Below are 14,407 nucleotides of genomic sequence, written 5' to 3'. Positions count from 1 at the left end.
AAAAAAGCCTTCAAAATTAATTTCGAAGGCCTATTGGGTGGAAGACCGGGTTCGAACCGGCGACCTCTGGAACCACAATCCAGCGCTCTAACCAGCTGAGCTACAACCACCATCTTTATTGCGGATGCAAATGTATAATATTATCCGGTTTTACAAAAGATTTTTTAATAAAAATTTACACCAGATCACTTAAACTATTGACTCCCAAATATCTTTCCACTGTGAATCCTTCGGCATGTTCTACACCAATTAACCTGCCCAGATCCCTGGCTCTATAGTTTACGCTGTCAAAAAAGTTAACACTACTGATTGGTGTCTGGGGTTCTTCACTACCTGGGTCGAAAAATTGAGATGAATAGGCCTTTATAGCCTCTATTTTTTTATCGATAAAACCAGACACATCTACCACAAAATCCGGCTTTATATTTTTCCATTGAATGTAATGGTATACAAACTTTGGGCGCCATGCCTCCTGCCACTGATCATCTCCATCGAACTTTGTATCAATTTTTCTGAGTCCGCTCAAAAAACATGCATCACTTACTAATTTGCTTCCCTTTGCATGATCTATGTGCCTGTCGTCAATGGCATTACACAATACGATTTCCGGGCGATATTTACGTATCATCTTAATGATCTCCAACTGGTGCACTTTGTCATTTACAAAAAACCCGTCGGAAAATTCCATATTTTCCCGGGCACTGACTCCCAATATTCTTGCTGATGCCGATGCTTCTTTATCTCTTATTTCGGCAGATCCTCTGGTTCCCAGTTCTCCACGGGTTAAATCGACAACTCCAACTTTTTTTCCAAAGGATATTTCTTTTGCAATAGTAGCTCCGCATCCTAATTCTACATCATCCGGATGGCTACCAAATGCCAATATATCTAATTTCATTTATTATAAAAATTATGTCGTAACTGTTTGCTTTTTAACTTTTGCCAGGGCTTGTTCTATGTCTGCTATTATATCGTCTTTATGTTCTATTCCTACAGAAAACCGGAGTATGTTTTCTGAAATCCCCATAGCTGTCCTTTCTTTCGAGCTTAATAAGGCGTGAGATGTTTTTGCAGGTGACAAGATTGTGCTTTCAACCCCGGCCAGGCTCATCGAAGGTTTTATTAATTTTAACTTGTTGACAAATGCTACCGGGTCTATATCTTCTATCAATTCAAAAGACATCATTCCGCCAAATCCTTTCATTTGTTCCCTTGCCAGCTCATAATCGGGATGGGATTTAAGGCCCGGATAATACACTTTTACAACTTCCGGCAACTTTTTAAGGTGCTTGGCTATTCGTCTCGCATTCCTGTTTTGGGCCTTTACTCGTATTCCAAGTGTTTTTATACTGCGCTCTAATAACCAAACTGTATAATCGCTCAGGCTCCCGCCCAGATTCTTTGCCAGGCTGTGAATCTCCTTAAGATGCTCTTTAGAGCCACAGACCGCTCCGGCTAAAATATCAGAATGCCCTCCCAGATATTTTGTTGCACTATGGATTACAATATCGATCCCAAAATCGACAGGGTTCTGATTCACCGGACTGGCAAAAGTATTATCTATCATTGACACCAGGTTGTATTTCCTGGCCAGATTTGCCACCATTTGAATATCTACAATTGTTAACAAAGGGTTGGAGGGGGTTTCTATATACAGAACTTTGGTATTGGGCTTGATGGCGTTTTTAAAGTCTTGCTCTTCGACACCAGCAGTAAAGGTATACGCTATGCCAAATTTATCAAACTCTTCTACTATCAGATTATGTGTGCCGCCATACAATTGATTTTGCATAACTACATGATCCCCTTTGCCCAAAAAAGCCAATAAGGAAGTACTTATTGCAGCCATTCCACTACCAAAGATCAATGCCGTCTCAGCATGTTCCAAAGCTGCTATCTTCTTGGCCAGCCCTCTCTGGTTTGGCGTGTTGAAATAGCGTGGATATTGTTTGATCTCTACATTTTCATAGGCATACGAGGTACTCATATATAGTGGCGACACAGCTCCTTTAAATTGCTCGTCCTTCAATTCGCCAATATGAGTACAAACAGTATTGAGCTTTAAGTTTTTTGCCTTCATGTATGTATTATTGTTATAGATTATCAGGTTATGATGTTACTATTGATTGTTTTTTATTCTTCAATCCAATCTACGATCTTTTCGTCTATTGGTAGTGTTTTGGGATCAATTACCTCTACCAGATGCCCTTCTTTATCGATCAGGTATTTTTGAAAATTCCATTGTACTTCCGAATCTTTTAACCCATTTTTATCCTTTTGAGTTAAAAACCGGTATACAGGATGCATATCGTCTCCTTTTACCGATATTTTAGACATCATAGGGAAGGTTACTCCATAGTTCTTCTTACAAAAAGCAGCTATTTCATCATCGGAACCCGGTTCTTGTCCTCCAAAGTTATTGGCGGGAAACCCAACAATAATAAAATTGTCATTTTTATAGGTATCGTATAATTCCTGAAGATTTTCGTACTGCGGGGTTAAACCACATTCACTGGCCGTATTCACAATCATGATCTTTTTACCTTTCAGAGAAGCAAAATCAAATGAATCTCCGTATAAATCTTCTACTTTAAACTGGTAAATATCTTCTTTTTGCATCGTTTGCTCTTTATTTTCTGCCACTTTCCGGACAGATTCTTTCTGTTTATCTTTTGATTTACAACTCACTATAAGCACCACCACAATGGCTAAAACTAGTCTTTTCATTTTTGTTTTATTTTTCCTTAAAGTTAAGAAATATGGTGCAAGGTTCAAGATGAATAACAAAAGTTTATTACTGCATGAAATCAATGCCGGGAAAACCTATGTAAATTTCTTAAAAGGCTATTAATAACGGGGAAAAATCGTTAAAATAAATAAAAATACACTTATTGCACGTATGAAATAGCTTATGTTTAAAGCTGTAATCTCTAACCGGCAAACATGTTCAAGCAGCAATTTTTACTGATTATTATTTTTTTACCCTTATTTTCATTCACTCAAAATTTATCCGGGATTATTTATGATGAAAGTTCCAGACTAGCCGGGATTAAAGTAGTAAACCTCACAAACGGTAAAACTGTTTATTCAGGAGAAAACGGGAATTTTGCCATAAAAGCCAAAATAAACGACAGCATCCTGTTCAGTTCCTATAATCATGAGCTAAAGTCATTAAACATTGAATCCGGACATCTAAACGACATACAGGTAATTGTGCTGAAGAAAAGAATACATGAATTGCAGGCTGTTGAGCTTACTGAAAAATTTATCCCCAAAAATATTGATATAGATGAGTACAATAAGAACATAACTCAACAACTAAAAGAAGATATGAAACGGGATCCATTAAAATACGGACTTACGCCTGATACCAACCTGGATCTAATAAAAGCAGCCTCTTTACTGATAGGCCTGTTTAAAAAAAGTAAAGAGGCTACACAAAAATACATCTCATTCAGATCATTAGACTCTTTATTTAAAAATCATACCCTATTCAACGAAAAACTACTTTCTAAAAGTTTAAGAATTGCCCCTGATCAGAAGAATCTTTTTTTATTCTTTTGTGAAAATCAACAAATCAATGATGAACTCCTGAAAACAGAAAACCACTTCTTGCTTTTAGATCGATTGGTCGAGATCAGCAAGGAGTACAAGAAAGAGCTTACTTCAGGCGAAAAGCAATAATAAATATCTTAGGCAAGATACTATGCTATCTTTAAATATTTCAGCATTTTTGCAGTTGACAAAGAGATTTTGGTTAGAAGGCAACTTCTAGAGTAACAGTCGAAATGGCTTCTTTAACTAATTTAACACCATGCAATTACTACAATACGTTATAAAGCATTCGCAACTACCCGAAAAAGGGGTTGCAAACACTATAAAACTTTTAGAGGAAGACAGTACCATTCCTTTTATATCGAGATACCGAAAAGAAATGACCGGAAACCTCGATGAGGTACAGATTTCAACTATCTCCAAGCTAAAGCAAGGTTTTGAAGAGCTGGAAAAACGTAAACAGGCTATCTTAAAAGCGATAACAGAGCAAGAGGCTTTAACCGAAAATCTGCAACAGAAGATCGAACTGGCGGAAACTTTAACCCAGCTGGAAGACCTCTATCTGCCTTATAAAAAGAAAAGGACCACCAAGGCTTCAAAGGCAAGAAGTAAAGGGCTGGAACCCCTGGCTAAAATTATTATGAAACAGCAGGACGATCATATTGAGCTAACGGCAAAACGCTACAAAAATGATCAGGTGAACACTGCCGAAGAGGCCTTACAAGGGGCCCGTGATATTATAGCGGAATGGATCAATGAAAATGAATGGGTTCGCAATAAATTAAGGCATCTTTACACCAGAAAGGCCATTATTACGAGTAAGGTTATCAAAGATAAAAAGGATAGTGATGACGCGCTAAAGTTTCAACAATATTTTGACTGGAACGAGCCGTTACACCGGGCGCCTTCGCACCGTTTACTGGCCATGCTTCGTGCCGAAAATGAAGATATCGTCCGTATAAAAATAGAAGTTGATAAAGAAGAAGCGATCGGTATTATAGACAATATCATTATAAAAACGGATGTTGAGAGCAGTACCAATCAGGTGTTTATCGCCATTGAAGATGCTTTTAAACGCTTGTTAGACCCTGCAATCTCGAATGAAGTATTAAAAGAAGCCAGGCAAAAAGCCGATGAAGCAGCCATACAGGTTTTCTCTTCCAACTTACGTCAACTACTTTTAGCGGCTCCTCTTGGGGAGAAGCGTATTCTGGCCATCGATCCTGGTTTTAAAAGCGGTTGCAAAGTGGTTTGTTTGGATGAGAATGGCGACTTAAAACACAACGAGAACATATACCCACATCCACCACAGCGGGAAACGACCCAGGCTATGAAAAAGGTAAGATCGCTGGTGAATGCCTATAATATTGAAGCCATTGCGATCGGTAACGGAACTGCATCGAGGGAAACGGAAGCTTTCATAAAAAAAACAGGTTTCGACAGGGATCTTCAGGTTTTTGTAGTGAACGAAGCAGGGGCTTCTGTTTATTCAGCCTCCAAAATAGCCCGTCAGGAGTTTCCAGGTTACGATGTGACAGTACGTGGTGCTGTTTCTATTGGCCGCCGTTTAGCGGATCCGCTGGCTGAATTGGTAAAAATCGATCCAAAATCGATTGGGGTCGGCCAGTACCAGCACGATGTAGACCAAACCAAATTAAAAGAAGAACTCGATATGGTAGTCATGAGCTGCGTAAACTCCGTTGGTGTTAATGTGAACACAGCCTCTGCCCCACTACTAAGTTATGTATCAGGTATCGGAACCGGACTGGCTGAAAATATAGTTAAATACCGCTCAGAAAACGGGAGTATACAAACTCGAAAAGAATTGCTGAAAGTTCCCAGGCTTGGCACTAAAGCTTTTGAACAAAGTGCTGCTTTTTTAAGGATCGCGAATGCTGAATATCCGTTAGACAACTCGGCAGTACACCCGGAAAGCTATGCTATTGTAGAGCAAATGGCAAAAGACAAAAAAGTGTCTTTGGATAAGTTGGTTGGAAACAAGGAGCTCATACAAAAAATCGATCTTCAGAAATACACTACCGAAACAGTTGGGTTGCCTACGCTTACAGATATTGTTAAAGAGCTTGAAAAACCGGGGCTAGATCCGAGGAAAAAAGCTAAGGTCTTTGAATTTGATCCGGGTTTAAGAACTATTGACGATGTTAAAGCAGGGATGAAAATTCCGGGTATTGTCAACAACATCACTAATTTTGGATGCTTCGTCGATATCGGTATTAAAGAAAGTGGCTTGGTGCATATCTCGAAACTTGCCAATGAATTTATCAGCGATGTCAATTCGGTAGTACAACTACATCAGCATGTAGAGGTCAAAGTAATTGAGGTTGACATCGTTAGAAAAAGAATACAATTATCCATGATTGATTAAAAATAACGCCCCTTCTCTGGCTTGAAGGGGGTTATTTAAAGGTCTCAAAAAAAGTTTCAAAATCTTCATCTTTACTTAAATACAATTTTTTTCTCAGACGATGCCTGGCAACTTTAACAGAACTCAAGGAAATACCAAATAAAGTAGCTATATGTTGTGATGTAAACTTTAATTTAATAAGTGAGCACAATTTTATTTCTCGCTCAGACAATTCCGGATGCTGCGTTTTCAAGCTTTTTATAAAAGTCGGGTGCAGTTGATTAAACAATGTGTAAAAATCCTCCCAATCCTTATCAAACCTCAGACTATCGTCTATCATACTTACGATTGCAGAAGTTTGTATCTTTTGCGGTTTTGGGTTGCTCTTGGCTTTCACAAGCATTTCTTTAATCCCAATAAGCAAATCATTCTTTTGTAGCGTTCGCAAGGTATAATTCGTAAGTTCCTCTATTTTAAAATTAAGTTCTTCTCTAAGTCTTTTGCGATGCAGTTCTTGGTTTTTTTTCTCGGCTTCAAGCAGGGCCAGATCTTTCTTAAAAGCTTCCTCTTCCTGACGCTTAATTTCTTTTGTTTTTTCTTTTACCAAAAATTCAAGCCTGTTTCTTTGTGCTTTGATATAGCGATCTCTCCAAACAAACAAGAATATGATTCCTGTAAACACAAACATCAATAACCCAAGTCTTACTACTCCCATTTGAAAAAAAGAAGGCTTAACAACTATTTTTAGCATTGCTTCCTGAACATCCTCTGTATTGCTTTCCGGATTTACTTTTATACGAAGAAGGTAATTGCCCGGGGCAAGATTGGCAAAAGTCAGAATGTTTTGCTTTTGTATACTCTGCCAGTTATCATTCAGCCCTTCAAGCATAAATACGAAAGAATTTTTTTCTGAGGTCCAATAATCTGACGTTGCAAAATGTACCGATATCAAGTCATTATCGGGAAGCATCATCACCTCAGGAATTTCTTCTTCGTTGTTGGCTATCACTGAAAAAGGTATTTCTTCAAATGTTTTATTTTCCAACAACCTTAACTTGGTAATAAAAATTTTAGGGGACAGCGAATCAAATACCATCTTCGAAGGATTAAAATAGGTTAACCCGTTACTGTTTCCCATATACATTGTATCATTTACCAATAGAGCCTTTCCTCCATTAAAGCCATGTATTCCATGTTCTATATCAAAGTTCTCTATTTGCCAATCAGGGGAGATCTTACTTAACCCTGAATTTGTACTCAACCATGCATTTTTATCATTATCGATATTAATCCCCCTGATAATTTCTCCATTCAAACCTTCATCAGCCCCTATTCTCTTAAAATTTTTCTTTTCTCTTGAATAAACATTCAAGGCTCCCCCATAGGTACCTATCAATATTGATAAATCCTCGTTCCCTGCTATTGAAACAATATTATCACAGCTCAACGAAGTACTGTCATCAACATCAAAAAAGAATTTTTCGAACTTATCATTCTCTTTATGATATATATTTAATCCATCCCTGGTACCTATCCACATATCGCCTTTAACATCGTTATACAATGCCTTAACAGTATTGGAAGTTAACCCTTCTGCACCTCCTTTTTGAATTGATTTTATGAGATTCAGGTCTGTGTCATAAATATAAATCCCCGAATTACACCCGAGCCATATACGACCTTCATCATCTTTTTCTATAGCAAAAGTCCCTCGTGTATGATCCTGTTTAGGAAAAGCTATAAATTTATCTTTTTCAGGGTCGTATATGTTTAAAACATTCCAATATGTTCCAATCCAAATCCTGCCTTTAGGGTCTTCAAAAAGCGATATTATAATATTACCATTTAAATCTGTTTGAGAATCAGGGTCATCGATAAAAACTTTTGTTCTTCCGCTTCGGGGATCATACATCCTTAATCCGTTCCTGCCCGCAGAAACCCATAAATTTCCCTTTTTGTCTTTTAAAACCACAGACCCCTGCTGGTCGTTTTTAGGAAATTTGAGTTTCACAGGTGAGATATTATTCAGAACTAATTCATTTTTAAAATAACTGACGCCGCCATGTATCGTTCCGACCCAAATAATATCACCATACCCCTGGGTTATATATGAAATTGAATTGTCCGGTATTGAGTAATTAGGAATAGCCAGGCTATTTATATAGGAAAAAGTATCTTCATCAATCTGATATAAATTAAGCCCTCCACTGTCGGTACCGATCCATAAATTGTTTTGTTTATCTACGTATAATGATAAAATGATGTTATCGTTAATACTTTTTGATACGTCGTTATTATTGCTCTTGTAATAATGTTTATAATCCCTGGTTGCAGGATTAAATCGGAAAAGCCCGTTTCCTGAGGTTCCGATCCATAACTGGTTTTGATCGTCGAAAACGATAACCTGAATCGCAGATTCGTTTTTTGTTTTTGCAAACCCGGTCGTAACCAGCCGGTTGTCTGAAACCTGTAATAACCTTCCATCATTTGTGCCTAACCATAGGTTTCCATCAGCATCTTTTGCCATAGTTTTCATGTAAAGCCTCTTGCCATTGGTATCTTTATACGAATAAAATGTAGTTTTAAAATCATTGGTTTCTGAAAACCTAATAACGTATCCATGAGAATTGATTATCAAAAGACTGCCATCATCGGCCTCTAAAATTTCGAAAATATCTGATTTAAGGGCTTCGTTTAATTTAGGATCTATTGATTCCCAATAGTCGAATCTGTCCGTACCGGAATTATATTTATAGAGCCCGAACTCTGTAGCCGCCCAAAGCTGTCTCCTGGAATCTTCATACAACATGTTTACTACAGCCGCAGTACCATTACTCAAAGAATACTTTTTAACTTCATTCCCGTCAAGCTTGTTAACCCCCAAACTAGTTGCTATCCAAACGGTTCCTTTATCGTCTTGTACAATGCTCTTTATTAAATTATCATAGAGCCCGGTATCCTTATTAACATACTTAAACCGAATATGCTGTCCTGTAACCTTACAAGAGAAAAGAATAAAAAACAGAAATAAAGCACTTAACCTGACGAAACTCATTATGTAATTTTTAACATTTTTAAAAAAGGTATATATAATCAACATAAAACTCTTTAAAACAACATTATACAATGATACTATTTATTTAAAAAACACCTGCTATGTAACCTAAATGAAATATAAATGTAACCTAAATGTATACCCAAACACCCTGTTCGTCTAGAATTTATTGATATAAGTTTGGACATGCACTACTCAAAAACCATATTGTTTTATTAGCTGCTAAGACCAAATGACTTTTTAACCAATAATTTTTTATGTATGAGAACTAAACTATTTAACAAGGGAGTATTGTTGCCCAAGAATCGTTTTTTAAAGGGGCCGGTCTATACTTTGGCTTTACTGTTATGCGCTTCTGTGTATGGTTTTAACCACACTGTACTCAAAGAGAATCATCTTAAAAACAACACCCGCTTTCAAACTAATATTTCGGGTAAAATAACCGATGAAGAAGGAATCGCTATTCCCGGTGTGAGTGTTGTTATCAAAGGAACTAACATAGGTGTTGCAACCGATTTTGATGGAATATTTAATCTTTCGGCGCCAAACCCAAATGCAATTCTGATAGTTAGCTCTGTAGGATTCAAAACTCAGGAAGTTCCAATAAATGGAAGAACGAATATTGATATTATCTTAATTACCGAAACATCTACCCTGGACGAGGTTGTCGTGGTGGGTTATGGAACGCAAAAAAAACTGAATGTTACCGGTGCTGTATCAAGCATTAAAGCCGACGATGTTGTTTCAATACCCGCAACCAATGTGAAGGATTTGATGATTGGTCAAGTACCGGGGTTAATTACCAATCAAAATCCGTCATTACCGGGTCAAGGTAATGTTTCTTTAAGTATAAGGGGGTTTGGAGAGCCTTTGGTTATTGTCGACGGTATTGAATCTTACTTTGACAGATTAGATCCAAACGATATCGAATCTATTACTGTTTTGAAAGATGCATCAGCTGCTATCTACGGGGCCCGAGCCGGTAATGGGGTCATCCTGGTAACCACAAAAAGAGGAAAAGAAGGGAAGTCCAGTTTCAATTATCATGGTTATTACGGATTACAACAGCGACTGACTTTTCCTGAACAGGTAAATGCTTCCGATTTTATCCAGACAGGTAGAAATGCTGTTTTTAATACTCAATATGACCCGGCAAACCCTAATCAGGATATTAATTATGGTACTTTATTTACAGAAGAGAACCTGGAGCTCTATAGCTCTGGTCAGAAGCCAAGTTATAGCTGGGTAGACGGGCTACTTCGAAATTCGGGGTCTCCCCTGTCAAGCCATAATTTCAGTTTGAGGGGTGGCAGCGAAAATGTAAAGTATTTTACTTCTGTAGGTACATTAAGTCAGCAAGGAATCTTTAATGGCGATTATCAATATAATAAAATGACCGTAACCAACAATCTGGATGTTGACATTACCGACGAGTTAGGAATGAGCCTTACCAGTCAATACATCGATCAAGACAGGGACTATGCATCGGGAAGCCTGGGTGAAATCTGGAATGAGCTTCGTACCTCTCAGCCCATATATGCTTATGAACTTCCGGATAAAGACAGAGCTCCTTATACAGGATTCAGCCAAAGGAACCCCGTAGCCAGGTCACAAAAAAAGTTTGCCGGGTACAATAAAACAAAAGTTGAAACGCTTACCGCTGCACTTGAGCTAAAATACAGTCCGAAATTTTTAGAAGGCCTTACGCTGGGAGCAAAGACCAACGTCAGGTTGAGAACAATAAGCAATGAAACCTTAAATCAGCCGTACGACGTCTGGAGTTACGATCCTGCCGCTGTAACTGAAGATTTTGACGGATATACGAAAGAAGCTACCATTTTAACTAATTCATTCAGTAAATCAGTGAATGGCGGTGACGGACCAAGAAGGAGGATCTTATCGAGATTATATGGTCAGTTTGACAATACATTTAATGATCATCAAATCGGGCTTCTTGTTTTTGGTGAAAAAGAAGACAATACATACAATTCTCTCGGGGCTTCCAGAAGAGATTTACTTACTACGCAAATCCCTCAGATAAACGGCCCTGAAGATCTGACATCAACCTCTGGTACCGGAAGAGACATAGAGTACACCCGTGTTAGTTTTGCAGGAAGGCTGAATTACAATTACAAAGAAAAATACCTGTTCGAAGCCACATTACGTGCCGATGCCAGTTCTAAATTCGGAACAGATGTCAGGTGGGGATATTTTCCTTCTGTAATGGCAGGTTGGAATATTGCCAAAGAAGACTTTTTAAACAGTACTTCTGTCGATGAACTTAAGTTAAGATTAAGTTATAGTGAAACAGGTATCGATAATAATGTCAGCAACACGGCATTTGACTTTTTAACCGGTTATGAAGAATTGAATGACATTTATATTATTGATGGTGAATATGTTCCCGTTATCAGAACTGCCGGTATTGTTAACCCTAACATTACCTGGGAAGAAACAACCTTATACAATGCCGGCCTGGATCTCTCGTTGTTCAAAGGGAAGCTGTATGCAAATTTAGATGTCTTTTACAGGAAAAGGGAAGGTCTTTTAAGAAGACCATTGGTTAGCCTTCCTAATACTTTCGGTGCCAACCTGCCACTTGTTAATACTGATAGCAGGAGTAACAGAGGTTTTGATGCTGCTTTGGGATACAGAACACAAATTAATGACTTTAAGATCGACCTCAATGCCGGAATAGGTTTTTCCCGCGAAAAATACGAAGACTACTTAGAAGAAATTGACGAAACCGATCCGGTACAGGTGAAATTTGACCAACGCTCCGGAAGATGGGTAAACAGATGGTTTGGTTACAAATCCAACGGCTTGTTCAATACCCAGCAAGAAGTAGACGATTACTTGTCTCAATACACCATCGAAGGAGGTACCGCCGGCCTTAATGGTACGCCTAAAGTCGGAGATATTCGTTATTCAGATCTCAATGGCGATAATATAATTGACAGGGCAGACAGATACCAAATGGGATACGGATCCAATCCGGAAATAACATACTCTCTAAACACCAGGTTTTCTTATAAAAACTTCTCCCTTTCAATGCTATGGCAAGGAGCTTCCAGGTTTAATGTCAACGTCAATGGTTTGTTAAGAGCGCCTTTCTCAAATGAACAAGTGCCTCTTACCTTACACACAAAATATAGCTGGACACAAGATCCTTCAAACCCAGGAATTGGAAACAACCCCAATGCACAACTACCTGCTTATGAAAGAAGCGGGAGCAGGCAATGGAATAATGCCGCGTCTGATTTCTGGTTAAAAGACGGAACATATTTTAGATTAAAAACTGCCAATTTATCTTACAATTTACCAAAAGAAGTAATTAAAACTATTGGCTTTACTAAAGTACTGTTCTATGTATCGGGAGACAATCTAATTACTTTTTCAAACCTGGGCATTTACAAAAATGCCATTGATCCGGAAGAGTCTTCAGCCCCAAATGCGTTTAATGCACCTTTACTCAGAACTTATTCGTTTGGGGTACAGCTAGGCTTATAGAGCTGTACTCAGAAGCATTTATTGTTGTCTAAAATTAAACATAAAGAGATGAAAAATATATTTTTAATCATGATAATAGCAGCTTTATTTACAGGCTGCGATAAAGATCTTACCAAAGAACCCAACTTTATTTCTGAGGATGTGGTTTTTGAAGATGAAAACCTTACCGAAGCTTATTTAGCAAAAATATATGAAGCTATCAGATTTCAAGATTTAGGTGGAGAAGGCAATAATGCAATGGGACTCATTGCTGCGGTCGGGGCAGAACATACTGCTTTCGCCAATTGGCAAACACCTAATCAGGCTGTTTTAAGGACATATTCTGAAGAAAACGGTGGCGGGTCTTTAACTTATTGGCCGTATGGTAATATCAGGGATGTAAATTACCTGCTTGAGAATATTGAAAACAGTATTTCTTTTACCCGGGACTATATAAATGCAAAAATAGCTGAAGCCAGATTTTTAAGAGCTTATATGTACTTTGAGTTGGTCAGACGTTACGGCGGGGTTCCCATAGTGACAAAGGTTCAAAATGATACTGACCCGACTGAGGAACTCTACCCCTCCCGAAATACCGAAAAGGAAGTGTACGACTTTATTTATAACGAGATAAATGACATCTTGCCGTTATTTCCAGATGCTAAAAGTGGTGTTAACGGTCGGGCCGATAAATTTACTGCCCTGGCATTACAAAGTAGAGCTATGCTTTATGCTGCCAGCATTGCAATGTTTGGTGAGATGCAACTTGAAGGAATTGTTGGAATTGCAGCTACTGAAGCAAATACGTATTACCAAAGAAGTTATGACGCGTCTCAAAAAATCATAAATGAGGGGGGGTATGTTTTATACGATAAAAGCGATGATAAAGTTGAAAATTATATTCAACTGTTTTTAGATGAAGAAAATGACGAAGTCATATTTGCAAAAGTATTTGAACCTTTTGTAAAAGGCCATTCTTTCGATAACCTGGCAACCCCACAAGGTTTCAGCGCTTCATGGAATTCCAACTATCCGGTGTTCTACGATTTTGTAGAACTCTACGGTTTTGTAGAAGGGAGCCCCATTACTGGCGTATCAAGAGATGAGCTAACTGATGAAAATTCCTGGGATATCAATGAATTTTTCGGGATGCGCGATCCCCGGTTCAGAGCATCGGTATATTATCCGGAATACGAATGGCAAGGCGGTACAGTCTATTTTCACGTTAGCACGACTTATACGAATACTAACGGGGAGGTTGTTACGGTAAACAGCGGTACTCTGGACAGAGACGGAACGCCATGGCCGGCTGCTGCTCCGCCTCGAAACGTACGAAACACTTCCCTTTTAGTCAGAAAAAAAGTAGATGAGTCAAATACAAACCCGATCGCAAATGCTTCAGGCCAGAATTTTTATGTTTTCAGATATGCTGAAATATTACTCAACCATGCTGAAGCGGCTTTTTACCTAGACAAAAAAGACGAGGCTCTAACCGATCTTAATGCTATAAGAAACAGGGCAGGAGTACCGGCATTGATGAGCGTATCAGAAGACAACCTGAGAAATGAACGACAGGTAGAACTTGCATTTGAAGAACACCGCTACTGGGATTTAAAAAGATGGAGAATCGCTCAGGAAAAAATGGATGGAGTAAGAATGAAAGGCTTAACTTTTAAATATAATTTAGATACCGACAGATATATGATTACCCTTAAAAATGCAGAAAGTGTAACGAGATCGTTTGGTATGGAACGCTATTATTTACCGATACATCTTGATTGGATAAACACCAACCCTAATCTAATTCAGAATCCAGGTTATTAATAATAGTCCTCATCATTCATACAAGGTTTTAAACTAGAAAACTTAGTTAAATTTGGTTGGTCAAGGCAATTTCCCTTTAAAAGAACGAACAACTCTTCACAAAGGGAATTGTCTTCTAT

At 38.2% G+C, this 14,407-nt stretch carries 8 protein-coding genes and 1 tRNA gene; 4 read left to right on the top strand and 5 right to left on the bottom strand.

Annotated elements, in window-relative coordinates:
* Positions 1-35: 35 nt before the first annotated feature.
* The 4 genes from MQE36_RS12105 to MQE36_RS12090 form a co-directional block, all read right to left on the bottom strand.
* Positions 36-111, bottom strand: a tRNA-His gene (locus MQE36_RS12105).
* Positions 112-175: 64 nt separating this feature from the next.
* Positions 176-898: a bacillithiol biosynthesis deacetylase BshB1 gene (gene bshB1, locus MQE36_RS12100; protein ID WP_242936238.1), complete on the bottom strand. Its 723-nt coding sequence runs from the start codon at positions 896-898 to the stop codon at positions 176-178.
* A gap of 12 nt (positions 899-910) precedes the next feature.
* Positions 911-2,080, bottom strand: coding sequence for a trans-sulfuration enzyme family protein (locus tag MQE36_RS12095; protein WP_242936237.1), 1,170 nt, complete (start codon positions 2,078-2,080; stop codon positions 911-913).
* Between the two features lie 53 nt (positions 2,081-2,133).
* Entirely contained in the window at positions 2,134-2,727 is a 594-nt protein-coding gene (locus MQE36_RS12090; RefSeq protein ID WP_242936236.1) for a glutathione peroxidase, read from the bottom strand.
* Positions 2,728-2,943: 216 nt separating this feature from the next.
* Here MQE36_RS12090 and MQE36_RS12085 point away from each other — a divergent pair, with 216 nt between their 5' ends.
* Positions 2,944-3,684, top strand: coding sequence for a peptidase associated/transthyretin-like domain-containing protein (locus MQE36_RS12085; RefSeq protein ID WP_242936235.1), 741 nt, complete (start codon positions 2,944-2,946; stop codon positions 3,682-3,684).
* Positions 3,685-3,814: 130 nt separating this feature from the next.
* Positions 3,815-5,941 carry a Tex family protein gene (locus tag MQE36_RS12080; protein WP_242936234.1) on the top strand — a complete coding sequence of 709 codons (2,127 nt, stop codon included), beginning with the start codon at positions 3,815-3,817 and terminating at the stop codon, positions 5,939-5,941.
* Between the two features lie 31 nt (positions 5,942-5,972).
* Here MQE36_RS12080 and MQE36_RS12075 read toward each other — a convergent pair whose 3' ends face one another.
* Positions 5,973-8,975 carry a ligand-binding sensor domain-containing protein gene (locus tag MQE36_RS12075; protein WP_242936233.1) on the bottom strand — a complete coding sequence of 1,001 codons (3,003 nt, stop codon included), beginning with the start codon at positions 8,973-8,975 and terminating at the stop codon, positions 5,973-5,975.
* A 261-nt stretch (positions 8,976-9,236) separates the two neighbouring features.
* On the opposite strand from MQE36_RS12075, the gene MQE36_RS12070 reads away from it, so the two are divergent.
* The gene (locus MQE36_RS12070) at positions 9,237-12,485 is read left to right on the top strand and encodes a SusC/RagA family TonB-linked outer membrane protein (protein ID WP_242936232.1); all 3,249 of its coding nucleotides are present in this window, start codon (positions 9,237-9,239) and stop codon (positions 12,483-12,485) included.
* Positions 12,486-12,533: 48 nt separating this feature from the next.
* A complete protein-coding gene (locus tag MQE36_RS12065; protein ID WP_242936231.1) occupies positions 12,534-14,288 on the top strand; it encodes a RagB/SusD family nutrient uptake outer membrane protein in 1,755 nt (584 codons plus the stop codon).
* Positions 14,289-14,407 lie beyond the last annotated feature (119 nt).

Origin of the sequence: Zhouia spongiae, from assembly GCF_022760175.1 — a bacterium.
GTDB lineage: Bacteria > Bacteroidota > Bacteroidia > Flavobacteriales > Flavobacteriaceae > Zhouia > Zhouia spongiae.
This window is presented reverse-complemented; position numbering and strand designations above follow the sequence as displayed.